This is a genomic window from Ruegeria sp. N8, from assembly GCF_056531325.1.
The window spans coordinates 109,875-135,675 of sequence record NZ_JBQFLQ010000005.1 but is presented as its reverse complement, the minus strand read 5'-3'; the positions used below and the strand labels follow the sequence as shown (position 1 = coordinate 135,675).

Below are 25,801 nucleotides of genomic sequence, written 5' to 3'. Positions count from 1 at the left end.
TAAGAGTAGGATGCGCGCAAAGATTGCGGGTTCCCGCAAAACTATTGCGGTGATCCGCATGACAGGGTGGGGTCGGACTTCTATACTGTGTTGTGCCGGTCGCCGCGGACCGGTTTTTCGAAAGTGCGTCCATGGCCGATCTTGCCTATTACCTGCGGATTTCCAATCACCTGGCAGGCAACCTCGACATCAAGTCCGCTTTGCGCTCGGTCAAGTCCGAGATCGACCGCATTTTGCAGGTTGATCATCTGGATGTGTGTCTGGTCGATGACAAGGGAAACTGGAACACCAGCTACGAGGTCGGCTTGCGCACCAGTTGGAGCCGCACGCGCGCGCCTGTCGAGGTTTCTCCGGTGCGCGATATCCTGCGGGGGGAATGCGACAGCATGTTGACCGGCAACGCGCTGGAAGACCCGCGATATGTGTTCGAAGGGGCCGATTGCGAGCCGATCATCAAACATCAGATGCGCAGTCGCGTTAACGTGGCGATGAAAGTGCTGGGTCGCACGATCGGTGCCTTGAACTGCTCGTCGCAGAAGCTGGATTTCTATGACGATCAGGCGGTCGAACAGGTTCGCAACATTGCCGATATTCTTGCCCCCTATTTCTATGCGTTACGGGCCAATGAACAATCGCGGCGCGAAGCGATCATGCGCGCGGAATTGCAGGCGCGCGAAGAAGGGTTGCGTCTGGGCGCACTAAGCCTGACCGACGCGCTTGAGCTTGAGCGGCAGAGGATCGGCATGGATCTGCACGACCAGACGCTGGCCGATATGACCCGGATCAGCCGAGAGCTTGAGCGCTGCAAAACACAGAAAGATATCGAAGCTGTGCGCGGGTCGATGCAAACCTGCATCCAGGGATTGCGCGAGATTATCGACACCTCTATCCCGTCCCTTTTGGAACTTTTTGGATTTCAACACGCCGTGCGCACGCATCTTGAGCGCGCGGTCGGAACGGATCAGGAGATCGACATTGACGTGCGCGACCTGTCCGACGGGCTGATCGATGATCTGCCACAGACCAAACGGATTGCGCTCTTTCGTATCGCGCAGGAGGCAATCAATAATGCAGTACGCCACGCTCAGGCCTCGTCCATTTTGGTCGAGATCGAATGCCGGGATGGGCTGCATCTATCAGTGCGTGACGATGGGGCCAGCTCAGCAGCGATCGAAACTGGGAAAGTCTCGGGCGGTTTGACCCATATGCGAACGCGTGCCCGGTTGATCGCGGCACAATTTGACATCCGCTACGCCGAAGGGACTGAGATTAGTGTCAGGCTGCCGGTGTCGGAGTGCCGCGGCAGAGAGGAAGTGGCATGAAGGTTCTTCTGGTCGAAGATGATGCCATGCACGCCAACTACCTCAAAGAGTTGGTACTGGAGGCTTTGCCCGAAGCGTCGGAAATCAGCCTAGCCTCTAACGGGCGCGAGGGTGAGGTCAAGGCCCGAGAAGATGGTGTCGACGCCATCGTCATGGACCTGCGCATGAAAGAGCGCAACGGGATCGAGGCGGCCCGCACCATTTGGTCCGAGCGACCGGAAACGCGCATCTTGTTCTGGTCGAACTATTCAGACGAAGCGTATCTGCGCGGCATCGCCCGGATCGTCCCGAAAGAGGCCGCGTATGGCTATGTTCTGAAAACCGCCAGTCCATCGCGCATGCATTTGGCGTTAAGGGCAGTCCTGCTGGAAGCCCAGATCATGGTCGACCGTGAGATTCACCAAATTCAGCGGGATCAAAGCCGGTCGGGCGAGGCGCTGACCGAGGTCGAACTGGCGATCCTGACCGATCTTGCGCTAGGTCTTCCAGACAAGGCCATTGCCGTGCGCAGAAAACTGGCGCTGCGCACTATCCAGAACCGTTTGCTGTCGATCTACGAAAAACTGGACGTCAACGACTTGCTGATCGAAGCCGGAGATATTGCGATCAACAAACGCGTGCGCGCCGTGTCCAAGGCGATGACCTCGCAGATTTTGAACAACGAAGCCATCGTTGCTGCTGAAAAGGACCTGAGCGCGTGGCTGGCGCGCTCGGCCTTGTCGCTCTGAAATCTGCGCTCAGGTTGGCACGATATTGTGGTTGATCCGAAACAGGTTCTGCGGGTCGTATTGTCCTTTGATCTGACCCAGTTTTGCGCCATTGGAACCATAGGCTCCAGCCATGTGATTGGCCTCATCTTCGGGCATGAAGTTCACATAGGCGCTGCCTGTGGCGTGAGGTGCCATCTGATCGTACAATGCCCGCGCCCAACTGATGCAGGTAGCGTCTTTTGAGGGATCTTCCCATCGGGTGTGAACGTTCATGATGAAATGAGCGCTGCGCTCGGGATAGGCCGTTGCATCCGCGGGTACCCGCGCCATGGCACCGCCTACATGTGCGATGAACACTTCGCAAGCCGGATCAGGTAGCGTGGCGATTGCGGCAAGCAGGTCGGATGTCGCGTGGGATGTCAGCGTGCTGAAATCGTGGCTTTTCCAGTAATTGCGCGCGCCGGGCGTCAGAAGCCCATCAAAGGCCGCTTGCCAGTCCACGAATGCATGGGGCGAGATGACATCTGCAATCGGATCACCAAGACCGCGCAAGCCGGCCATAGCTTTTTCGCCGTCGGCCATTGGTCCGGCATAACACGCGGCAAAGATTAAGACCTCGCGCCCATGCCATTCCTCGGGCAAGAAGGGCAGAGGCGGGGCCTTGCGCATCACGGTCCAGACTGTCAGTTCATCCGGCGCGGAATCCGCGATTTTCACGTATTCCGGCAGTAGGTCGGGGGCCGCTTCGATCGGGTGAACGACCAAACCTGACAAGACATCGGGGCCCAGCGGATGCAGTTGGAATTCGAACGATGTGACGACGCCAAAGTTGCCACCTCCGCCCCGCAGGGCCCAGAACAGGTCAGGGTGACTTTTGGCAGATGCGGTGACGATTTCGCCTTCGGCGGTTACAACCTGGGCAGAGATCAGGTTGTCGATGGTCATCCCAAATTTCCGGGTGATCCAGCCAAAGCCGCCACCTAGTGTCAAACCAGCCGTTCCGGTGGTCGAGTTGATGCCCAATGGCACAGCCAGCGCATGGGCCTGTGTCTCGCGGTCGACATCGCCCAGTACGGCTCCGGGTTCTACGCGCGCGGTTCGGTTGACCGGGTCCACATGTACCGAACGCATCTGCGACAGGTCCAACATAACCGCATCGTCGGCGACAGCATGGCCCGCGATCTGGTGACCACCCGACCGAATGGACATGGTCAACCCGGCCTCGCGCACGAAATTCACCGCTTTTTGCACGTCACTGGACCCAAGCGCGCGGATCACGAAACTTGGGTGCCGCTCCACGATGCTATTCCAGGTTGTGCGGGCCTGATCATACTCGGGACTGCCGGGCAAATGGACGCCGCCGCGCAGCGTTGCGTTCAAAGTGTCCAAGGCAGCGCGCTCGATCCGAGCGGCGCTGCCGTCCAATGTCTTGACGTCAAACATCTTAAATTCCTTCCTGGTTCAAGGAAGGTTTCTTGCCCCTGTGCCCCGCCTGTTGTCCGGCGGGTACGCGCCTTTTATCGTTTGCGAGAACTCAGGCAAAAACGCCGGGGTCGATGCGATCTACCGGAGTAATCACATCAGCCGGAATATTCAGCCGTTTGGCGGCCTGTTTCAGGCTTTCTTCGTCAGGGGCCTCGTAAAGGCAATAAGTCTTGCGCTTGTCCGCGCTGAGGAAAGAAAAGATCCATTCGATCCCTTCTTCGTCATTTATTTCTTTAATATGTGCTTTGTCGCCTTCGGTCAGGTTTACCTGTTCGGCGAATTGGCGTTCAATAATATACCTTGGCATATTTCCCCCCCAGGAAATGAAAACAGGGTTCAGCTTGCAGTTCCTTCAAGCCTTTCCCTAAGGGAAACCATACTCAATTTCTGAGCTGTTGCCAACGCCTCGGCCTCGAGATGGATGGCCTGTTCAAGGTTGTCCTTGCCGCCAAGCCTGCGCAGAGCCGCCGCATAGGCGGCTTTGCTGTGTGCCACCCAGGGCGGGCAATCCATGTCCGTGTCAATCTGGATTGCCTTGGTAAACATCCGTTCTGCAGTTGGCCAATCTTCAAGCAATGCAGCCAGATTTCCCAACCGCCGCGCACCCGCGCCAGTACATACTGTCGTTGCCCCAGCGGTAATGGTGAGGTCTTCGTAAGGGGCCAACATTTCGAACAGCGTTTGCGCGTGCGTGGTATGACCGACTGCGACGCAAATATCGGACAGATAGGACAATGTGGTCGAATACATGGCGTCTGACGGCAGATAAAATCCGCTCTCGGCGACCTCGTTCAGGATGCGTTCAGCAGGGTCATGAAACCCCAGTTCAGCTGCGATGACGCCAAAACCGGGCTTCCAGGTCATGTCGTCAGCGTTTTCATCCATCAGTTTTTTTATGACCGGAGCCACTTCGTGCAAACGGCTTTGTTCTCGGCGCAGGGTGAACATCTGAACGCCAAACACGCCCTCGATATGTTTCCCGTGGGTTTTGCGGCCGATTTTCACCGCCTCGGTAGCTAGCTTTTCGGCCTTGCCAAAGTCGCCCTCCATGATCGCTATCATTGCCCGGGCATGGGTCTGAACCCAATAGAGCTGCAAGTGATTGTCTTTCTGGGACACCTCGGTCAGCAGTTTCAATGACCGGTCCAGCAGAGCCCGGTCAGCCATTTCGGCCCCAACAAACAGGCTGAGTGTGCGGTCCCGACCCTGATCAATCGAGCCAAGATGCTGCGCTACTTCGTGCATCTTGTCCAGATGTTCCCGCCATTTGTGCCTTTCGTCGGCGGGTCTTGCGATAAATGGCGCGCCGTATTGCATCATCATGACCGAGAACTGGGATTTGTTGTCTCCCAGCTTGGCGGCAAGCTCCATCGATTCCTGGGCGTATCGGGCACCCTCTGAGGCTTGACCAAGGAACAGACAGGCGCGGGCAAGCTGACTTTTTAGCTGGCACTGGCGTCTTTCGTCTTGCGCGGGCAGGTTTTTCAAAGCGGCCTCGCACAGGGAAATCACTTCGCCATGTCGTTGCCCAGCCATCATGCAGGAATCCGAAAAATGCAGGGCTACATCGGCGGCCAATTCGACATCCCCAAGGGCATTTGCCGCGTCCGAGGCGCTTTTGAGTTCCGCAATGCCTTCGGGTAGCTGTCCCAAACTATCAAAGCTGCGCCCGACAAGAACAGTTGCCCGGATTGTTTCGGACTGATTGTCGCCCTCAAGGTTCCGTGCTGCATTCAGCGCCTCGTGCGCGTTAGTCATTGCCTCGTGACTGGCGGAACGAGCCAGCGCCATTTCGGTTGCCGCCTGCCATTTTTTGAACGCCGCACTCCAGTCTTCGGCCTCGGTCAGGTGTCGGGCGACAAGTTCAGGTCGACGTTCAATCTCGGCGGACCGCAACGCTGCCAACGCCTTGGCAACATGGGCATGCTGCGCCCGCCGAGTTGTGCTGAGCATGGATTGATAGGCAGTGTCGCGGATCAGTGCGTGACGGAAAACGAAGTGACCTCTGGAGTTGCCGCTTTCGAAAACCAGTCCGGTTTTGCACAGTTCGTCCAGGCCCTTTGCGGTGTCGACCGTGGCATCCGTCAGTGCTGCACGCAGCAGGCCAGGTTCAAACTCGCGCCCGATCACCGAGCCTGTCAGTGCCACCTGTTTCGCGTCTGATGAAACCGCGTCCAACCGCGCCATCAACGCGCCTTTTAGTGACGAAGGAACAGCCACTGCACCCTGCCCACCTGTGGTTAGATAGGCGCGGGTCAGTTCTTCGACGAATAGTGGGACGCCGTCCGTCTTTTCTATGATCAGCTGAACCAGATCGGTGTCAGGGGTTTTACCCGAGAAATTGCGGATCAAGTTCGCCACATGGTCTGGATCAAAGCGGCGCAGGTGTAGGGTTTGAGTGTGTGCTTCCCCTTCGTCCCGCGCAAGATCCCAGCCGGGGCGGTGGGTGATCAACATCATCAATGGCAGGTCCGAACAGATGGACTTGAACCTTTCCAGCAAGGCGTTTGTCGAGGGGTCGATCCAATGCGCGTCCTCAACACACAAAACAACCGGTCGCACGGTTGAGCGGGCCTTGACCGTGTCGATCAACGTCTGGATGGTCAAATCCCGCTGTTCCTGTGGTGACAGGTCAAGAATCTTTTCGGCCACATCACTGTGCGGGGCGACCAGCGCCGCAAAAACCGGCAGGACGTGATCCAGTTCGATCCCCTCGCGTTTCTCAAGCATGGCGCGGACCAGCTCTACCACCCGATCGTCATCCAGATCCGGTCCGACACCTGCATCCTGCGAGATGCGCTCGGTCACCGGGTGAAAGGGGCTGCTGGTCAGATAGGGCGAGCAATTCAGTCGTATGACGTCTGCCGTCGCAGCGATGTCGTCGCCGCTCAGAAACTCTTCCGTCAGGCGGGATTTGCCGATCCCGGCTTCGCCAGACAGCAAAACGACCTCACCATGCCCGGCAGAGGCCCGTTGCCAAGTTTGATGCAGGATACCTTTTTCGAAGTCCCGCCCGATCATTTCCGTGCTTTCACTTTCACGATGCAACGCCTGAAAACGGCTGTCGGCGCTGCGCTCGGCCGTGACCTGCAGCAAGGTACGCGGGGTTTCAAAGCCCTTTAGCGAAACAGGGCCAAGTGAGGAAATCGAAAAGACCCGTCGCAGGCTGGCATCAGAATCCTCGCTTGTAGTCACGACCGAGTTTGGCTGCGCGTTTTCCTGCAACCGCGCCGCCAGGTTCAGAACCGGACCGGTCATTGCGCCCTCTTCGAAGGTATTTTCACCAACGGCGTCGCCTACGACCACGTCACCGCTTGCGATACCGATCCGAACGGACAAAGGCTCGCCGTCAGGGGTTTTCAGGATTTTCACGTGCGCAACTGAATCCAATCCCGCCTTCACCGCACGGATGGCGTGGTCTTCATAGGCCTGTGGCCAACCAAAAAAGACCAGCAACCCATCACCCAGATACTTGGCGACATAGCCACCAAAACGCGTCACTGCCCCAGCGACACTGTCTTGATAACTTTGCAACAAGGCGCGCATATCTTCGGGATCGAACTTGTTTGTCAATTCGGTCGATCCGACAAGATCGGCAAAAAACACGGTCAGATGGCGTCGCTCGGCAGCAGGTGCTCGGGTTTCGGTTTCACCGGGATTGTTTCCATCTGGTGGGGCGTTCGTGATGGGCAATCCGGGGTTGCCATCCAACTTTGCTATGGCGGCAAGGACGATCTTCCTGTGGCCAAGGGACAAGCCAAGTTCTTTGAGGTCCTCATTGGAGAGCAGCGGTAAGGCACGTGCATCGACGTCATTTTGCAGGAACGTGTCAGCATATTGCTCCATTCCAAGGTCTTTCAGCCATGACGTGACTTCAAAACTCATTTCGTGATCATGCGGGCTATTGGCCCACGGATCAAGCCGAGCGACGTTTCGGTCTGGCGGCCCTGCCATGTGCCCGAACGAACCGATCGAAAAGACTCGGGTATTTGAAACCCTTCTTTTGACTTTGGCGTTCAAAACACTGGACGAAGCCGGTTCCTTGATCAATGATAGCGCTGACATTCACTTTGGCCGGGACTTCGGTAAGAATGAACTTAAGTGTTTGGGAGTATTTCGCCGAGAAAACGCAATAAACGTTTCGGGTGAATGTGCGGTTGGAGGATGGCCGCAAGACGGAAGAAAGGGACCCCGAAAAGGGGCCGTGCAAAAAAGATCGCATATTGGGAGGAAAGAAAATGCGTAACTTACTGAAAACAAAATCTCTGATTGTGGCAGGGCTGTTGTGCACAACCAGCCTGGCGCAGGCGGAAGAGGTTGAGGTTCTGCACTGGTGGACGTCCGGTGGTGAAGCCGCCGCACTGAATGTTCTGAAAGACGACCTGTCCGGGCAGGGTATCGGCTGGACCGACATGCCTGTCGCCGGTGGCGGTGGTGAGCAGGCGATGACCGTTCTGCGTGCCCGTGTCACAGCCGGGAATGCCCCGACTGCCGTTCAGGCACTGGGTTTCGACATTCTGGACTGGGCCGATCAGGGCGCATTGGCGGACCTGAACGAAGTTGCAGCCAAAGAAGGTTGGGACGATGTGGTGCCAGACGCATTGAAGGCTTTTGCCAAGCATGACGGCAAGTGGGTTTCGGCTCCGGTCAATGTGCATTCGACCAACTGGGTGTGGGCAAACAAGGCGGTCCTGGATGCGAACGGTATCGCCCAGCCCACCAACTGGGACGAGTTCGTCGCGGCTGTCGAAGCGCTGAAAGCCGCCGGGATCACCCCGATCGCCCATGGCGGTCAGGCCTGGCAAGACGCAACCGTGTTTGACGCAATCGCGATGTCAACCTTGGGGGCGGACGGTTACAAGGCGGCGTTCATTGATTTGGACGAAGAAACGCTGGGCAGTGATGCTATGAAAGAAGCGTTCGATCGCATGTCCTTCATCGCCGCCAATGTGGACGAGAACTTCTCGGGCCGCGACTGGAACCTTGCCACCGCGATGGTGATCAATGGCGAGGCCGGTTTCCAGATGATGGGTGACTGGGCCAAGGGTGAATTCCTGAACGCGGGCAAAGTTCCGGGTCAGGACTTCCTGTGCTTCCGCTTCCCCGGCACGCAGGACCAGGTCACCTTCAACGCCGACCAGTTCATGATGTTCGACCAAGGCGGTTCGGTTTCAGCCGAGCAGGCCGCGTTGGCCAGCGCCATTCTGTCGCCAAGCTTCCAGATTGCATTCAACAAGGTGAAGGGTTCCGTTCCGGCCCGGACCGACGTGGATGGCAGCGACCTAGACGCTTGTGGTCAGCAAGGCATGAAGGATCTGGCCGCCGCTGCATCGTCGGGCAACTTGTTCGGTTCTATGGCGCACGGCCACGCGGCGCCGGCTTCGGTGAAAAACGCGGTCTATGACGTCGTGACGGCGCATTTCAACGGCGAGTATGACAGTGAAACAGCTGTGACCGAACTGGTCGACGCGGTTTCCATCGCCAAGTAATCCCGACTTGAACCTTCTGACGGGGCGGCTGCCTGGCCGCCCTGTCTTGAAAGGGGCAGGATAAGCCCCAAAACACCAACTCTGGAACGAGGAGGGCGCGCCATGGCTGCTTCAGCCGACGCGGATTTCAAGACACGCCTTCAGAACTGGATTCCCAAACTGGTCCTGTCGCCTTCACTGGCGATGGTTCTGGTCTTCGTCTACGGGTTCATCCTGTTCTCGGTCTACCTGTCCTTCACCGACAGTCGTATTCTGCCCAGCTTCGGCTGGGTCGGCTGGGAGAATTACGACAAGCTCTGGCGATTGAGCCATTGGGAAACCTCGCTCATCAATATGGGGATTTTCGCGGGGCTTTATATCGTGATCTGCACCTGTATCGGCTTGGGATTGGCGATCTTCCTCGATCAGAAAATTCGCGGTGAAGGCCTGCTGCGTCCAATTTACCTGTATCCGATGGCGCTCAGCTTCATCGTGACCGGAACGGCGTGGAAATGGTTCCTCGATCCCGGCATCGGGCTGGAAAACGTGATGCATACTTGGGGTTGGACCAGTTTTGAGTTCGATTGGATCAAGAACCGCGACTTTGCGATTTACACCGTCGTGTTAGCGGCGGTCTGGCAGACCTCGGGCTTTGTCATGGCGATGTTTCTGGCCGGTCTGCGGGGTATCGACAATGAAATCCTGCGCGCGGCACAAATGGACGGGGCGTCGAACTGGAACCTCTATCGTCGGATCATCATCCCGCAGCTGAGGCCCGCTTTCCTGTCGGCTTTCGTGATCCTCAGCCACCTTGCGATCAAGACCTTTGACCTTGTAATCGCGTTGACCGGCGGCGGTCCGGGCCGCGCGACCGAGCTGCCCGCAACCTTCATGTATTCCTACACGTTCACGCGGAATCAGATGGGGATCGGCGCCGCCTCGGCCACGATCATGCTGATGACCATAGCCGCGATCATGATCCCTTATCTCTACGCTGAATTGCGGGAGAAACGCTGATGTCTCAGGCCTCTCAAGATACCGCAATCCGCACGGGCCGCGTCACGCGCACGCTGATCTATCTGGTTTTGCTGCTGTTTGCCCTGTTTTACCTCTTGCCGCTTTACGTGATGCTGGTGAATTCGGTCAAACCCTTGGAGGAAATCACTGGCGGCGGCATGATGAACCTGCCAGAGGTCTTCACGCTCGAGCCGTGGCTGCAAGCCTGGTCCTCGGCCCAGATCGGGGTCGAACCGACGGGCTTGCGCCCGTATTTCTGGAATTCGATCAAGATGGTTGTGCCCGCCGTTATCGTCTCGACCATTTTGGGCGCGCTAAATGGATACGTACTGACCAAGTGGCGCTTCAAGTATGACACCATCCTGTTCGGGCTGATGCTGTTTGCCTGTTTCATCCCATTCCAGATCGTTCTGATCCCGATGGCGCGGATGCTGGGCCTGATGGGCCTAGCGGGCACCACATGGGGTCTGGCACTGGTGCATGTGGTTTACGGCATTGGCTTCACCACGCTTTACTTCCGAAACTACTATGCCGTTTTCCCTACCGAACTGATCCGGGCGGCACAGATCGACGGGGCGGGGTTCTTCCAGATATTCTGGCGCATCCTGCTGCCCAGTTCAGGCCCTATCGCGGTGGTGTCGATCATCTGGCAGTTCACCAATATCTGGAATGACTTCCTGTTTGGCGCGTCATTTGCCGATGCCAACAGCCAGCCAATGACGGTCGCGCTCAACAATCTTGTGCAGTCGTCGACGGGGGTAAAGGAATACAACGTACATTTTGCAGGCGCCATTCTGGCCGCGCTGCCAACGCTGCTCGTTTATATCGTGGCCGGTCGTTACTTCGTCCGCGGCCTGATGGCGGGTTCAGTGAAAGGATAACGGACCATGGGATTTCTTGATATCGACAACGCAACCAAGTCCTACGGTGCGGTCGAGGTGTTGCACAAGGTGGACATCTCGGTGCAGGAGGGCGAGTTTCTGGTGCTCGTCGGGCCCTCGGGCTGCGGCAAGTCCACCCTTCTGAACATGATCGCGGGGCTGGAGGAGATCACCAGCGGTGAGATCCGCATCAAGGATCAGGTGATGAACGGGGTTCATCCCTCAAACCGCAACATCGCCATGGTGTTCCAGAGCTACGCATTGTACCCCAACATGACCGTGGGGCAGAACATCACCTTCGGACTTGAAATGCACGGCGTGCCGAAACCCGAACGTGAAAAGGCCATGGCCGAGGTTGCCAAGCTGTTGCAGATTGAGCAGTTACTGGATCGTAAGCCGGGCCAATTGTCGGGCGGTCAGCGTCAGCGCGTGGCCATGGGGCGGGCTTTGGTGCGCAACCCTGATGTGTTCCTGTTCGACGAGCCTCTGTCCAATCTGGACGCCAAGCTGCGCGTCGACATGCGGACCGAGATCAAGAAACTGCACCAGAACCTTGGCACGACCATTGTCTACGTGACCCATGACCAGATCGAGGCGATGACCCTGTCCAGCCGGATTGCCGTCATGAACGGTGGCTACGTGCAACAACTGGGCACTCCTCAAGAGATCTATGACACCCCCGCCAATATCTTCGTCGCCACCTTCATGGGGTCGCCCGCGATGAATGTGGTGCCTGCCAAGGTGGTGATGGTGGATGGGTGCCCCCATGCCGAGGTTGCCTTGCATGACGGCGCGATGGCGCAACTGCCGTTCAGCCAGGACAACCTATCCGATTGGGGCGGGCGCGACATCCTGCTTGGTATCCGACCCGAGACGATCACGGATGTAGACGGGGCAGATCGGAAATCGTCGAATATCGCGCAGATGACCAATCGGATCGTCGTGACAGAACCGGCGGGGTCCGACACATTTGTGTCCATGACGCTGGGTGGTCGGGATGTGATTGCACGCATGCGGTCGGATGCCGAGGTTTCGCCTGGGCAGGACTTCACCTTTGCGGTCAACATGGAAAAAGCGGTGGCCTTCGATCCTGAAACCGAAAACCGCATTCAGGGCTAATTCACTGTGATGAAGGGGCTAAACGCATGACAACCGGCTACGACTTTGTCGTCGTGGGCGGGGGGTCTGCCGGGTCCGTCATCGCCGCACGCCTTTCGGAAAACCCTGATCTGAGGGTTCTGCTGCTTGAGGCCGGAGGCGGCGACCGTCACCCCTTGTTCCATCTGCCCGCAGGCTTCGCCAAGATGACTAAAGGCATTGGGTCATGGGGGTGGAGCACCGTGCCGCAGCAGCACATGCAGGGCAAGGTGTTCACCTATACACAGGCCAAGGTGATCGGTGGTGGTTCGGCCATCAATGCCCAAATCTACACCCGCGGAGCGGCACAGGACTATGATGACTGGCGTCAGATGGGCTGCGAGGGTTGGGGTTACGCGGACGTTCTGCCTTATTTCAAGAAATCCGAAGACAATGACACATATGGGGGAGAGTTCCACGGCCAAGGCGGCCCGTTGGGGGTTTCCATGCCCGCAGCCCCTCTGCCGATCTGCGATGCGTTTATCGAGGCCGCCGGTCAGTTGGGTATACCAAAGACAACGGATGTGAATGGGGCCAAGCAGGACGGGGCAGGGTATTATCAACTGACCCAGCGCAGTGCACGTCGTTCCTCTGCCGCGATGGCCTTCCTTGCGCCTGCGCAATCGCGGCCCAACCTGACCATTCAGACACACGCGCAGGTGCGCCGGATCACGGTTGAAAACGGGCGGGCAACGGGCGTCGAATTACTGGACGGCCGCAAAATCGTCGCTGGGGCTGAGGTGATCCTGTCCTCGGGAGCCATCGGCTCGCCCCGGTCGTTGCAGCTTTCGGGTATTGGTCCGGCAGACACGCTGAGAGCTTTGGGAATTGATGTCGTCTATGACCAACCCAATGTAGGGGCGAATTTGCAGGATCATCTGGACCTCTATGCGATATGCGAGGTTACCGGCCCACATACCTATGACCGCTATGCCAAGCCGCATCTGTCAGCGCTGGCGGCTTTGCAATACCTGCTCACGCGCAAGGGCCCGGTTGCCTCCAGCCTGTTTGAGACGGGTGGGTTCTGGTATGCAGATGAAAACGCCCGCTCACCCGATATCCAGATGCATCTGGGCCTTGGCACCGGGATCGAAGCCGGTGTCGCGGCAATGCCAAATGGCGGTGTGACGCTGAACGCCTGTCATTTGCGGCCACGGTCACGGGGATCGGTTCGGTTGCGCAGTGATAATCCCGCCGACATGCCTCTGATCGATCCGAATTACCTGTCAGATCCTTATGATCGTGAGATGTCCGTTCGCGGGCTGAAATTGGTGCAGAACATTCTGGCACAGGAGGCGCTGAAACCCTACATTCTGGCCGAACGCCTTCCGGGGCCGGATGTGCGCACGGACGAAGACTATTTCAATTTCATCTGCGAACATTCCAAAACCTCACACCATTGCGCCGGCACTTGCCGGATGGGCAGCGATACCGGAGCTGTTCTGAACCCGCGTTTGCGCTTCAACGGGATCGAGGGGCTGCGGGTCGCAGATGCGTCGATCATGCCAGCTGTCAACTCATCAAACACAAACGCGCCGTCGATCATGATCGGTGAAAAGGCTGCAGATATGATCAAACAGGACCACAACGTCTTCTAAAAAATGGCCATGCTGACGGGTCTGGATTTCTCGTGGTCCAGGGCCCATGGTCGATGGGTCTGAAAGGGCGCGCTACAAGAAACCGTTGTCGATTGCGATACATTGACGATACAAGGTTGTTATCGCCATCAATCCGTTGGAATTTTGAATGATGAACCCGCATGTGAGTGGCGGAATCGCTGAGTATTTTTTGGCCCGTTCTCGCATCGCGAAGGCGTTTCTTTTGCCAGATATAATCTGCTGCGCGCGGCCGCCCGGCGGAAAGCCCGAATTGGAGGTTGCCCAGTGTTAGCGTTTGGATCCCGAAAGGCGCTCGCTATCGGCGAAGCGATGATCGAAATGGCGGATATAGGCAACGAAACCTATCGCCGGGGCTTTGCCGGCGATACGTTCAACACCGCTTGGCACATGGCACAACTACTTGGGGATGCGGCCGAGGTCGGGTTTGTTACCAAAGTTGGCATGGATTCCGTTTCAGATGCTTTTGTCGAGCAGTCGCAGCAGGACGGGCTGGATGTCTCGGGTATTGGTCGATCAGAGGCTCGTACGATGGGTCTTTACATGATTGAGCTTGATGGGGTTGAGCGCAGTTTCCAGTATTGGCGGGATACGTCAGCGGCGAGGTTGTTGGCTGACGATCTGGAATGGCTGGTACAGGCCGTGACCGGTGCGGGGCTGATCCATCTGTCGGGTATTACACTGGCCATTTTGTCTGACCCCGCTCGTGAAACTCTGTTTGAAGCTTTAACCAAGGCGCGGGCGCAGGGAGCGATCGTGTCATTCGACCCTAACGTGCGCCCGCGACTATGGAGGTCTGCTGAAGAAACGCGGGCTGTTCTGGCCAGGTTCAATACTCTCACCGATATCGCGCTTCCCAGCTTTGACGATGAAAGCGCCCTGTGGGGCGACGAGTCGCCGGTTCAGACAGTTGAACGTTTGCGTCGCGCTGGCGTCGTTGAAATTGCCGTCAAAAATGGCGCCGCGGCTCTGACGGCGTTTTGCGACGATCATCTGAGCGAAGTTCCGACCCAATCCGTGGATGGTGTTCGCGACACATCGGGTGCCGGAGACGCATTCAACGCTGGATATCTTTCCGCTCGGTTCAAAGGCTGTGATCAGGAAAAGGCAGTTCATTGGGGGCAGAGGACGGCGGGCGAAGTTATCCGGCACTTCGGCGCGCGCATTCCCAAGGACAGAGTTCCGGAAATAGACTGATCATACAGTCTTGAGGCAGAACCTGTTCCCAAGACGGTTCTTTGGCATAGATGACAGATAGAACGATCGAAAATTAAATTCGAAGGGCAGTGTATGAAAACCAGAATTACCGAGCTGTTCGGCATCCAACACCCCATCATGCAGGGGGGAATGCACTACGTGGGTTTTGCAGAACTGGCGGCTGCGGTCTCAAACGCGGGCGGGTTGGGGACGATCACTGCACTGACACAGAAGACACCCAAAGATTTGGCCAATGAGATCGCGCGCTGCAAGGACATGACCGACAAGCCTATCGCGGTCAATGTCACCTTTCTGCCAACGGTAAACGCGCCCGACTACCCGGCCATCATCAAAACAATCATCGATGGCGGGGTGCAGATTGTTGAAACGGCCGGACGCAATCCCGTGCAGGTGATGCCCTACCTCAAAGAGGCCGGGATCAAGGTCATCCACAAATGCACGTCGGTTCGCCATTCGCTGAAAGCGCAAGAGATCGGCTGCGATGCGGTGTCGGTCGACGGGTTTGAATGCGGCGGTCATCCGGGCGAGGATGATATCCCGAACATGATCCTGTTGCCGCGCGCAGCGGATGAACTGGAGATCCCCTTTGTCGCATCGGGCGGGCAGGCGGATGGGCGCAGTCTTGTGGCTTCGCTTTCGATGGGGGCGGACGGGATCAATCTGGGTACGCGGTTCATCGCCACGAAAGAAGCTCCGGTGCATCAGAACGTCAAGGATGCCATCGTCGCGGCCTCGGAACTGGACACACGCCTTGTCATGCGCCCCTTGCGCAACACTGAGCGCGTTCTGAGCAACACAGCCGTCGAACGTGTTTTGGAAACGGAGCGTGCCAAGGGTACGGAGCTACAATTCGAGGACATCATGAATGAAGTCGCAGGTGTCTATCCGCGCGTCATGCAAGATGGTGAGATGGATGCAGGCGCGTGGTCCTGCGGGATGGTTGCGGGGTTAATCCATGACATCCCTACCTGTCAGGAATTGATTGATCGGATCATGTCAGATGCCAACGAGATCATCACAGATCGTTTGGCCGCTTTTAGCCGGGATTGATCCGGGCGGAGTGTCATTCTTGCTACAAAGCGAGGGTGTCGCCAAACACTAAAGCAAAAGGAGAACCTACCAGATGAAACAAGCCGTTCTGGTTTCAACCGCCCGCACGGGTTTGGCCAAGTCCTTCCGCGGTGGGTTCAACAACACGTTTGGGGCCTCTTTGATGGGGCATTCGATCCAACACGCGGTTGACCGCGCCGGCGTTGATCCTGCCTTGATCGAAGACGCCTTCATCGGTTGCGGGTTCCCCGAAGGCACGACCGGCGCAAATATAGCCCGCCAATCCGTGCTGCGCGCAGGCTTGCCCGTGACCGTGGGCGCGACGACCATCAACCGGTTCTGTTCCTCGGGCTTGCAGGCGATTGCCATGGCAGCGCATGCAGTGGTGCAGGACGGGGTGCCTGCCGCGATTGCGGGTGGGGTGGAATCCATCACGCTAAGGGATCAGACACCGGGGCCTTTTGACCGCGACCCGTGGCTGTTGGAACATAAGCCCGACGTTTATCTAACTATGATCGAAACCGCCGACATCGTAGCCGCGCGCTATGGTGTCACCCGTGAAGCGCAGGACGAACTGGCGTTGGAAAGCCAGAAACGCACCGCCGCTGCCCAAGCCGCCGGTAAGTTCAACGACGAGATCGTGCCGATGCAGGCGGTGCAACGGGTCAAAGACAAAGAAACGGGCGAAATCTCTGAAAAAGCCGTGACTATTGATCGGGACGATTGCAATCGGCCGAACACGACGCTCGAAGGTCTGGCCGGGCTAGAGCCGGTGCGCGGTGCGGACCAATTCGTGACGGCAGGGAACGCGTCGCAACTGTCCGATGGGTCGTCAGCCTGTGTGGTGGTGGACTCGGATTTCGCGGCGCGAGAAGGGCTGGAGCCGTTGGGTGCGTTCATGGGGTTTGCCGTTGCCGGTTGTGAGCCAGATGAGATGGGCATTGGCCCGGTTTTTGCCGTGCCGCGCCTGCTGAAACGTCATGGATTGACTGTGGATGATATCGACTTGTGGGAGTTGAACGAGGCTTTCGCCTCGCAAGCGCTGTATTGCCGTCAGACGCTGGGGATTGATCCTGAGATTTGTAATGTGAATGGCGGCTCGATCTCGATCGGGCATCCGTTTGGGATGACCGGCGCGCGGATGGCGGGCCACCTGCTGATCGAGGGCCGACGCCGCGGGGCGAAATATGCCGTGGCAACCATGTGTATCGGTGGCGGAATGGGCGCGGCGGGCCTTTTTGAGGTATTCTGACGAGTTTGTGTTCTGCATTGCGGAACAGAGTGCCGAATATTGACGCCTTTCTGACGGATTGCTAGAACAGTCGCACCGCATCTGAGGAGAATGCGTTGCACCGAATTCACCACTTGATCGACGGCAAGGACCCGGCAACGCTGGCGATCATCGACCATGATGAAACGCGGCTCAGCTATGAGGAGTTGCGGGGCGCGGTAAGGGAGGCCGCCCGGATGTTACGGGCGCATGGCGTGCGTCCGGGCGACCGGGTTGTTGTACTGGCCGAGAACTGCGCCACTTATGCGGCAGTTGTTCTCGCGCTCAGTGACTTGGACGCGTGGATCGTCCCGCTGAATGCGCGTGCGACCGAACAAGAGGTCGACACGGTCATCGCCCATTCCGGCGCGCGTTGCGTGATTTGCACATCGGATGTGTCCGATGCTGCGCGGGCCCATGCGCAACGGTTGGGGGCCGTTTCATCGGGGCAGTTGTGCTGCGGGTCTCTTGTGGTCTCACCTTTGCGGGATGAAACGCCCGAACCGGTCGAAGCCGGTGCGGGGCAGGTGGCGGCGATCCTCTATACCTCTGGCACCAGCGGCGCACCCAAAGGGGTGATGCTGACCCATGATAATTTGCTGTTCACGGCCAACGCCTCGAAACAACGTCGGCAGGCAACGGCGGCCGATCAGTCGCTGGTGGTTCTGCCGGGGACACATATTTTCGGGTTTTCCTCGATCATCCTGACCACGTTTCTGGCGGGCGGCTGCCTGCGGTTTCAACCCCGGTTCGACCCGGTGCAGGTGATCGCTGGGCTGCACAGCGGTGCAACGATGCTGTCGGGCGTGCCGCAGATGTTTGCGTTGATCCTCAAACATTGCAAAGACAACGGCATAGACCGCGTGGACAGTGGATTGCGCTATCTGTCTTCGGGGGGCTCGCCTCTGGACCCAAGCTGGAAGCGCCGGGTCGAGCGGATATTCGGTTGTCCGATCCATAACGGCTATGGTCTGACTGAGGGGTCTCCGGGCATTGCCACCACGCAGCCCGAGAACCCGCCGCAGGACGACTCGGTAGGTCCTGCTTTGCCGGGGATCGACGTGCGGTTGGACAATCCCGGCGCGGACGGAGTCGGCGAGTTGCTGGCGCGCGGACGTAACATCATGAAGGGATATTACCGTAATCCGGAAGCAACCGCGCAGGCCTTTACCCCGGACGGCTTCCTGCGCACTGGTGATCTGGCGCGAATAGAGGAAGACGGGCGCATCTACATCGTAGGGCGCTGCAAAGAGGTCATCATCCATTCCGGCTTCAACGTTTACCCGCCCGAGATCGAAGCCGCGCTGAACGCACATCCATCCGTCACGCAAGCCGCCGTTGTGGGCCGCGCGCGGGATGGGAATGAGGACGTGCTGGCCTTTGTGACCCTACGCGTTCCAGCGACCGTGGCCGAGTTGAAGGCTCATCTGGGGGAAACTCTGGTCCGCTACAAAATCCCCCATCACATTGTTGTCACCGACGCGTTGCCAGAAGCCGCGACGGGGAAAATTCTGAAACACAAGTTGGTTCGGGCCTTTGCGCCCGAACTGGCACAACTGGATCTAGAGGCCAAGAATGCTTGACGCTTACATATATGACGGGCTGCGCAGCCCTTTTGGCCGCCATGGCGGTGCGCTGGCCTCGGTTCGGCCCGACGATCTGGCCGCACAGGTGCTGGAGGCGCTGGTTCAGCGCAGTGCTTTTGATGCTGCTGAGATTGAGGATGTCATTCTGGGCAATGTCTGCCAGTCGGGCGAAGACAGCCGCAATGTCGCCCGCTACAGCGCTCTGCTGGCCGGTCTGCCGGTCGAGGTCGGGGGGCAAACCGTCAACCGCCTGTGTGGTTCGGGCATGTCGGCGGCGCTGGACGCGGCGCGGTCGGTCACGGTGGGCGAGGCGCCTTTGTATGTGGCGGGCGGTGTCGAAAGCATGACCCGCGCACCCTTCACAATAGCCAAATCTGAAACTCCCTATGCCCGTCAGACCCAAATCTACGACAGTGCCATTGGTGCGCGGTTTCCCAATCCGCGCATTGCCCAGATGCATGGCGAATATCCAATGCCCCAGACCGCCGACAATCTGGCGCAGGATTACCAGATCACCCGCGAAGCCTCGGATCAGTTTGGATACGCCTCTCAGGTCCGGTTCGAAACCGCCCGCGCGCGGGGGTTCTTTGATGCCGAGATCACTCCGATCACGATCAAAGGCCGTAAAGGCGCGACCCATGAGGTGACGCTGGACGAACATCCTCGCCCGGATGTACAGCTTGAGAAAATGGCATCGCTGCGCACGATCTTTCCCGAAGGTGTGACGACGGCGGCCAACGCCTCGGGCGTCAATGACGGCGCGGCGATGCTGATGATCGGCGCCAAGACCGACCGTGCCAAGCCACGCGCCCGTATCGTGGCCGGTGCTATCGCAGGCGTGCCGCCCCGGATCATGGGGATCGGGCCGGCGCTGGCCATCCCAAAGGCCTTGGACCGCGCGGGACTGAACATGAACGACATGGACCTGATCGAGATTAACGAGGCATTCGCCGCGCAGGTTCTGGCCTGCTGCAAACATCTGGACCTGGACCCCGCTGACAGCCGCATGAACCCGAACGGAGGCGCGATTGCGGTTGGGCATCCGCTGGGCGCGTCAGGCGCGCGGATCATCCTAACCGCCATGCGCCACCTTGAGGAAACCGGCGGGCGCTATGCCTGCCTGTCCATGTGCATCGGCGTAGGGCAGGGGATCGCGCTGATCCTCGAGCGCGTCTAACCTGGATGCCGGACGCGGAACGAGACCGCCGCTTCGCCGCGACCCTGGCCAAAGGGTTGCGGATCATGCAGGCGTTCAAGCCCGACGATGCGTCGCTGGGCAACCGCGAACTGGCCCGGCGCACAGGCATGCCGCCCTCGACCGTGGCGCGGATGACGTTCACGCTGGCCTCGATGGGGTTTCTGGAACAGTTGCACCCGTCCGAGGCGTACCGGCTTGGGCCCTCGGTCATGGCGCTGGGGTACACGGCGCGGGCGGGATTGTCCTTTTTGCCAATGGCCGAAAACATCATGCAGCAGTTGGCCGATGACACCGGCGTTCTGGTCGCCCTGACCATGCGCAACGGCGACGCGGTGATGCTGACGCGCTGCTGGCGACCGCGAAACGCGTCGTCACTATGGTTGAGTGAAGGGCATCGCATTCCGATGGAACAAAGCGCGGCGGGCCGGGCCATCCTGGCCGTAGAACCTGCGCAAGCGCGGGAAACAGATCAGGTGCGCACGGATCGCGAACAGTTGGAAAGCATGGGCTATGTGTCGTCTCTGGGCGGGTGGAACCGGGCCGTCAACGCCTGTGCAGTTCCCTTCAGCCCCGCCCCCGGTGCGCCGCCCTTTGCGTTTCTTTGCGGGGCCAACACGTCTGAGTTGGATCGCGAGAAACTGGAACAGATCGTGGGGCCGAAACTGCGCGACACGGTACAAACGCTGGGGCGCAACCTAGGCATATGTGGTTGATAACAGGAGGTTTTTATGGCAGCGGTTGAAACAAAGCTCGAAGGTCAGGTTGCGCTGGTGAAAATCGACAACCCGCCAGTCAATGCGGCGGGGATTGATGTGCGCATCGGGTTGGTGAATGCGGTGCGCGAACTGGAGGAGGACGATCGCGTCAAGGTCATCGCGCTTTATGCGGCGGGCCGCACCTTTGTGGCGGGCGCCGACATTCGGGAATTCGGCCAACCTCCGAAACAGCCTATGCTGCCTGAAGTTTGCGAAATCCTTGAGGGCAGCGCCAAGCCCATTGTTTGCGTATTGCACGGCACGACTTTGGGCGGCGGTCTTGAAATCGCGCTGAGCTGTCAGGCACGGGTCGGGATCAAGGGTCTTAAGTTGGGTCTGCCCGAGGTCAATCTGGGTCTTCTGCCCGGTGCTGGCGGCACGCAACGCCTGCCACGGCTGGTCGAGGGGATGACCGCGCTGACCATGATCACCTCGGGAAAACCGATTTCCGCCGAAGCCGCGTTAGAGGCCGGGCTGTTGGATGATCTGCAGGATGGCGACCCGGCCGAGGTCGCTCTGGCCGCCGGTCGGCAGGTTTTGGACAGTGCGCTTACGCCCCGAGTAACGGCACATCTGGAAAACCGCATAACCACTAACGATCTGGACTCCTTCCGCGCAAAGACAAGGGGCGAGGTCGCGGAACGCGCCTTAAAAGCGGCCGAGGCCAGCAACTTACCGCTGTCTGATGGACTAAAAGAAGAGCGGCGTCTATTCACCGAGGCTATGGCGAGCAATGCCCATAAGGGCCTGAAACACGCCTTTTTTGCCGAACGGGCCGTTTCTCATATCCCCGAATCCAATGCCGAGGCGCGCGATTTGCAAACCGGTGGGGTAATCGGCGGCGGTACCATGGGGTCGGGCATTGCCACTGCGCTGCTTCTGGCCGGGATGCCGGTCACTCTCATCGAGATGGAAGAGGACCGCGTGGCCTTCGCGCGCGATACGATCACCAAGAACCTCGAGGGTGCTGTGAAACGCGGCAAGCTGAACGCGGAACAGCGCGATGCGACGCTGGCGAAACTGACTTGCACCACCGATATGTCCGCGCTTGCCGACGCGGATGTGGTGATCGAAGCGGTATTTGAATCCATGGATGTCAAGCGTGAGGTCTTTGGCAAGCTGGATCATATTTGCAAGCAAGGGGCGATTTTGGCGACGAACACCTCGTACCTGGACGTGAACGAAATCGCTGGGGTTACTAGCCGACCGCAGGATGTGATCGGGCTACATTTCTTCTCACCCGCGCATGTTATGCGCCTTCTCGAGGTGGTGGTGGGCAAGGATACTGCGCCTGAAACTGTGGCGACCAGCTTTAAACTGGCCAAGAAACTGCGCAAGGTCGCGGTCCGGTCCGGGGTTTGCGACGGATTTATTGGCAACCGCATTCTCGCGCATTACCGCAAGTCGACGGCCTATATGCAGTTGGACGGCGCGCCATTTGAACAGATCGACGCGGCACTCGAAGATTTTGGTTTTGCCATGGGGCCGTTCGCCGTGTCCGATCTGGCGGGGCAGGACATCGGATGGGTCACGCGCAAACGTCAGGCCGCGTTCCGTCCGGACGAAGAGCGCTATGTCGAGATTGCCGACCGAGTGTGTGAACAGGGTTGGTTCGGGCGCAAAAGCGGCAAGGGTTTCTATATCTACGACGGCAAAAATCGCAGCGTGAACCCGACCGTGGCGGAATTCGCACAGGCCGAGCGGGAGGCTAAGGGTATCACTGCTCGCAGTTTTACCGATGCCGAAATTGTGGATCGTTATATGGCCGCGATGGTGTCCGAGGCCGCGCGGGTGGTCGAAGACAAGATCGCCCTGCGCCCGATCGACGTGGATGCGGTCTTTCTGTTTGGTTACGGTTTCCCGCGCCACTGGGGCGGTCCGCTGCAATATGCTGACATCACCGGGTTGGCTGTCATCGTGCAGCGGATCGAACAATATGCGCAGGAAGACCCCTATTATTGGCAGGTGCCCGCCCTGCTGCGCGAACTGGTCGAGGCGGGCAAAACCTTCAACGACCTCAACAAAGAGGGCTGAGCATGGACCTGAGTTTCACCCCCGAAGAAGAGGCTTTTCGCGCTGAAGTCCGCGCCTTTCTGTCGGAAAACCTGAGCCCGGAGCTGGTCCGAAAAGGCCGTAACTCGGAAAGTCTGACCAAAGAGGAAATGGAAGGTTGGCACGCCCGGCTGAACGCGCGGGGCTGGCTTGCTGTGACCTGGCCCACCGAATATGGCGGCCCCGGCTGGGGCGCGGTTGAGCGGCATATTTTTGACGAAGAATGCGCCCTCGCCAACGCCCCGCGCATCGTGCCCTTTGGCCTCAACATGCTGGGGCCGGTGCTGATCAAATTCGGCACCAATAAGCAAAGGGCTGAGATTCTGCCACGTATTCTGGATGGCTCAGACTGGTGGAGTCAGGGTTATTCAGAGCCGGGCGCTGGCTCGGATCTGGCCAGCCTGAAAACTCGCGCGGTGCGGGACGGGGGTGACTACGTCATCAACGGTCAAAAAACCTGGACCACGCTGGGTCAACACGCCAACAAGATCTTCTGCCTTGTGCGCACGTCGACCGAGGGCAAGCCGCAGGAAGGCATCAGCTTTGTTTTGGTCGATATGGACGCCCCCGGCGTTGAGCTGCGCCCGATCAAACTGTTGGAAGGCGGGCATGAGGTGAACGAGGTCTTTTTCACCGACGTTCGGGTGCCGGTGGAAAATCTGGTCGGTGAAGAGAACAAAGGTTGGACCATCGCCAAATATCTGCTGACGCATGAGCGGACCAATATCGCGGGTGTCGGGTTCTCGACCCGCGATCTGGAAAAGCTCAAGGCCTTGTCGCAGATGCTGGTGCGCGCGGGCAGGCCCTTGGCGCAGGATCCGTTATTCGCCGCCGAAATGACCGAGGTCGAGATTGATCTGGAGGCGTTGCGCGTGACAAACCTGCGGATGTTGTCGGCGGCCAAGGAAGGCGCGGCCTCGGGTACGCAAAGTTCGATGCTGAAGATCAAAGGCACGGTGATCCGGCAGCGGGTACTCAGCTTGACGCGCACTGCCCTGGGGGCAGCCGCCGCGCCGTTCCCCGTTGAAGACCTGCCCGAAAACGCGGTGACGGTGCCCGAAGACGCCCGGCGTGCAGCGGCGAGTTATTTCAACAATCGAAAACTCTCGATCTTCGGTGGATCGAACGAAATTCAGCGCAACATCATTGCCAAAGACCTGTTTGGAGGCTGACCTATGGATTTCAACTTAACCGAAGACAGGCAGATGTTGTCGGACACGGTGAGGCGCTATCTGGCGGATCAGTATGATTTCGACACCCGCTACGGCGTGCTGGACAATGCGCCGTTCCATTCCCCGGCCAAATGGGCTGAACTCTCCGAATTGGGCCTGATCGGTGCCTTTGTCCCCGAACAGCAAGGCGGCTTTGGCGGCACAGGTTTCGACATCACAACCATATTTGAGGAGCTGGGCCGTGGTCTGTGCCCCGAGCCGATGCTGGCCGCGTTGATGTCGGCTCGCGCCGCCGCCGATTGTGGTGCTGCAGCCTTGGTTGAAGAGTTGGTCACAGGTGGAAAGCGGATTGCTTTGGCTGTGTTTGAACCGGATGCGGACAGTCTGGCGTTGATCCGCACCAGCGCAGACAAATCCGGCGATCACTGGGTGCTGAATGGTCGTAAATCGGTGGTCTATGGATTGCCTGGGGCAGATGGCGTGCTGGTCGCAGCACGCCTTGATGAGGGACTTGGCCTGTTTCTGGTCGAAAATCCTGAAACCGTCGACTATGCGATGATTGACGGCGGTGGAGCAGGGGAGTTGATCCTCGACAGCGCAACCGCCATTTGCCTGAGTGGGAATGCTGGTGACATCATTGAATCCGCCCTGAACGCGGGTCGGTTGGCGCTGTGTGCCGAGGCTGTGGGCGTGATGGAGGTGTTGGTCAACATGACGGTCGATTACCTCAAGCAGCGCACGCAGTTCGGGCGACCGATCGCCAGTTTTCAGGCGTTGCAGCATCGTACGGTCGATATGGCCATCGAGATGGAGCAATGCCGCTCGATCACTATTCTGGCAGCAAGTAAACTGGGCTCCGATGCCGAGGCGAAGTATATCGCAATGGCCAAGAACCTGATCGGACGCGCAGGTACGATGATTGCAGAAGAATGCATTCAGCTTCACGGAGGGATCGGAATGACCTGGGAATATCCCGGCTCGCACTACGCCAAACGACTGATGATGATCGACCACCAATTGGGCGATCACTATGCGCAATTGCACCATGTCATGGAGAGCTGATCCATGAGCGAGGCTGTTTTGTTCGAAACTCGCGATGGGGTGCTGATCATCACCATCAATGAACCGGCACGGCGCAATGTTTTGTCGCGTCTGGTCTATGAACCGGTTGAGTCAGCGCTGCGCGACGCTACCGCAGCTGAATCCGGCGTCCGCGCCGTGGTGATCACGGGTGCCGGCGGGTTTTTTTCTGCCGGGGGCGATTTGCGGATGCTCAAGTCCCGTCGCGAAATGACCCTGCCGGAGCGTGAGGCACAGATTGAATACCTGCACCGCATGATCCGGGCCATCCGAGCGTGCCCTGTCCCGGTGATTGCGGCTGTGGAAGGGGGGGCTGCAGGGGCGGGTGCTTCATTGGCATTTGCCTGCGACATGATCGTTGCCGCGGAAGATGCAAAGTTCACGCTGGCCTATGTCAAAGCGGGGCTAGTGCCTGATGGGGGTGGTTCGGGATTCCTGACCATGAACTTGCCACGTCAACTTGCAACCGAGATGTGCCTGACCGGCAGGCCAGTTCTTGCCCCGCGCATGTATGACGTAGGTGTCGTGAACCGGGTGGTTGTACCCGGTTCGGCGTTGAAACAGGCATTGGAGCTAGCACGGGATCTGGTCTCGGGACCGCCAGAGGCGCAGGCGGCGATCAAGGCGCTGCTCTCTGCCCCCGATACGGCCGAGTTTGAGGCACATCTGCTACGCGAACGCCGGGAGATGGGCCTTGCTCTGGGCCGGGACGAAGCGCTGGAAGGCATCCGTGCGTTTGAGGAAAAGCGTAAGCCGGACTTCACGAACTGAACCAATAGAAAAT

The 25,801-nt window shown here is 58.6% G+C and carries 20 protein-coding genes; 17 read left to right on the top strand and 3 right to left on the bottom strand.

Going from position 1 to position 25,801, the window contains the following annotated elements; genetic code table 11:
• Window positions 1–131 precede the first annotated feature (131 nt).
• Together ACR0C5_RS12000 and ACR0C5_RS11995 are read left to right on the top strand one after the other, a co-directional pair.
• On the top strand, window positions 132–1,322 hold the full coding sequence (locus ACR0C5_RS12000; RefSeq protein ID WP_170789955.1) for a GAF domain-containing sensor histidine kinase: 1,191 nt from the start codon (window positions 132–134) through the stop codon (window positions 1,320–1,322).
• Window positions 1,319–2,050, top strand: a complete 732-nt coding sequence (locus ACR0C5_RS11995; protein ID WP_170789956.1) for a response regulator transcription factor — start codon at window positions 1,319–1,321, stop codon at window positions 2,048–2,050. Before ACR0C5_RS12000 ends, ACR0C5_RS11995 begins: the two co-directional genes overlap by 4 nt.
• 9 nt (window positions 2,051–2,059) lie before the next feature.
• On the opposite strand, the gene ACR0C5_RS11990 is transcribed toward ACR0C5_RS11995, so the two are convergent.
• From ACR0C5_RS11990 to ACR0C5_RS11980, 3 genes are all read right to left on the bottom strand, one after another.
• Window positions 2,060–3,475 (bottom strand): FAD-binding oxidoreductase, encoded by a 1,416-nt coding sequence (locus ACR0C5_RS11990; protein ID WP_480876811.1) that lies wholly within the window; start codon window positions 3,473–3,475, stop codon window positions 2,060–2,062.
• A gap of 91 nt (window positions 3,476–3,566) precedes the next feature.
• Window positions 3,567–3,824, bottom strand: a complete 258-nt coding sequence (locus tag ACR0C5_RS11985; RefSeq protein WP_170789958.1) for a DUF4242 domain-containing protein — start codon at window positions 3,822–3,824, stop codon at window positions 3,567–3,569.
• A gap of 29 nt (window positions 3,825–3,853) precedes the next feature.
• On the bottom strand, window positions 3,854–7,402 hold the full coding sequence (locus ACR0C5_RS11980; protein WP_480876807.1) for an adenylate/guanylate cyclase domain-containing protein: 3,549 nt from the start codon (window positions 7,400–7,402) through the stop codon (window positions 3,854–3,856).
• A gap of 353 nt (window positions 7,403–7,755) precedes the next feature.
• Here ACR0C5_RS11980 and ACR0C5_RS11975 point away from each other — a divergent pair, with 353 nt between their 5' ends.
• The 15 genes from ACR0C5_RS11975 to ACR0C5_RS11905 all read left to right on the top strand — a co-directional run bounded on the left by ACR0C5_RS11975 (window position 7,756) and on the right by ACR0C5_RS11905 (window position 25,788).
• A complete protein-coding gene (locus ACR0C5_RS11975; RefSeq protein WP_170773381.1) occupies window positions 7,756–9,006 on the top strand; it encodes an ABC transporter substrate-binding protein in 1,251 nt (416 codons plus the stop codon).
• A 102-nt stretch (window positions 9,007–9,108) separates the two neighbouring features.
• Entirely contained in the window at window positions 9,109–10,002 is an 894-nt protein-coding gene (locus ACR0C5_RS11970; RefSeq protein ID WP_170773383.1) for a carbohydrate ABC transporter permease, read from the top strand.
• Window positions 10,002–10,883, top strand: coding sequence for a carbohydrate ABC transporter permease (locus ACR0C5_RS11965; protein WP_170773385.1), 882 nt, complete (start codon window positions 10,002–10,004; stop codon window positions 10,881–10,883). Before ACR0C5_RS11970 ends, ACR0C5_RS11965 begins: the two co-directional genes overlap by 1 nt.
• A gap of 6 nt (window positions 10,884–10,889) precedes the next feature.
• Window positions 10,890–12,002 carry an ABC transporter ATP-binding protein gene (locus ACR0C5_RS11960; protein ID WP_480876803.1) on the top strand — a complete coding sequence of 371 codons (1,113 nt, stop codon included), beginning with the start codon at window positions 10,890–10,892 and terminating at the stop codon, window positions 12,000–12,002.
• A gap of 26 nt (window positions 12,003–12,028) precedes the next feature.
• Window positions 12,029–13,618 carry a GMC family oxidoreductase gene (locus ACR0C5_RS11955; RefSeq protein ID WP_480876800.1) on the top strand — a complete coding sequence of 530 codons (1,590 nt, stop codon included), beginning with the start codon at window positions 12,029–12,031 and terminating at the stop codon, window positions 13,616–13,618.
• 285 nt (window positions 13,619–13,903) lie between these two features.
• A complete protein-coding gene (locus ACR0C5_RS11950) occupies window positions 13,904–14,833 on the top strand; it encodes a sugar kinase (protein WP_480876797.1) in 930 nt (309 codons plus the stop codon).
• A gap of 93 nt (window positions 14,834–14,926) precedes the next feature.
• The gene (locus ACR0C5_RS11945) at window positions 14,927–15,904 is read left to right on the top strand and encodes an NAD(P)H-dependent flavin oxidoreductase (RefSeq protein ID WP_480876794.1); all 978 of its coding nucleotides are present in this window, start codon (window positions 14,927–14,929) and stop codon (window positions 15,902–15,904) included.
• Window positions 15,905–15,977: 73 nt separating this feature from the next.
• Window positions 15,978–17,156, top strand: a complete 1,179-nt coding sequence (locus ACR0C5_RS11940; RefSeq protein ID WP_480876791.1) for an acetyl-CoA C-acyltransferase — start codon at window positions 15,978–15,980, stop codon at window positions 17,154–17,156.
• A gap of 95 nt (window positions 17,157–17,251) precedes the next feature.
• Window positions 17,252–18,757 carry a class I adenylate-forming enzyme family protein gene (locus tag ACR0C5_RS11935; RefSeq protein WP_480876788.1) on the top strand — a complete coding sequence of 502 codons (1,506 nt, stop codon included), beginning with the start codon at window positions 17,252–17,254 and terminating at the stop codon, window positions 18,755–18,757.
• On the top strand, window positions 18,750–19,937 hold the full coding sequence (locus ACR0C5_RS11930; protein WP_480876786.1) for an acetyl-CoA C-acyltransferase: 1,188 nt from the start codon (window positions 18,750–18,752) through the stop codon (window positions 19,935–19,937). Before ACR0C5_RS11935 ends, ACR0C5_RS11930 begins: the two co-directional genes overlap by 8 nt.
• Window positions 19,938–19,942: 5 nt before the next feature.
• Window positions 19,943–20,671: an IclR family transcriptional regulator gene (locus tag ACR0C5_RS11925; protein WP_480876783.1), complete on the top strand. Its 729-nt coding sequence runs from the start codon at window positions 19,943–19,945 to the stop codon at window positions 20,669–20,671.
• A gap of 15 nt (window positions 20,672–20,686) precedes the next feature.
• A complete protein-coding gene (locus ACR0C5_RS11920; protein ID WP_170773401.1) occupies window positions 20,687–22,747 on the top strand; it encodes a 3-hydroxyacyl-CoA dehydrogenase NAD-binding domain-containing protein in 2,061 nt (686 codons plus the stop codon).
• Window positions 22,748–22,749: 2 nt separating this feature from the next.
• Window positions 22,750–23,937: an acyl-CoA dehydrogenase family protein gene (locus tag ACR0C5_RS11915; RefSeq protein WP_480876780.1), complete on the top strand. Its 1,188-nt coding sequence runs from the start codon at window positions 22,750–22,752 to the stop codon at window positions 23,935–23,937.
• Between the two features lie 3 nt (window positions 23,938–23,940).
• A complete protein-coding gene (locus tag ACR0C5_RS11910) occupies window positions 23,941–24,999 on the top strand; it encodes an acyl-CoA dehydrogenase family protein (RefSeq protein WP_480876778.1) in 1,059 nt (352 codons plus the stop codon).
• A 3-nt stretch (window positions 25,000–25,002) separates the two neighbouring features.
• Window positions 25,003–25,788, top strand: a complete 786-nt coding sequence (locus ACR0C5_RS11905; RefSeq protein ID WP_480876775.1) for an oxepin-CoA hydrolase, alternative type — start codon at window positions 25,003–25,005, stop codon at window positions 25,786–25,788.
• Window positions 25,789–25,801 lie beyond the last annotated feature (13 nt).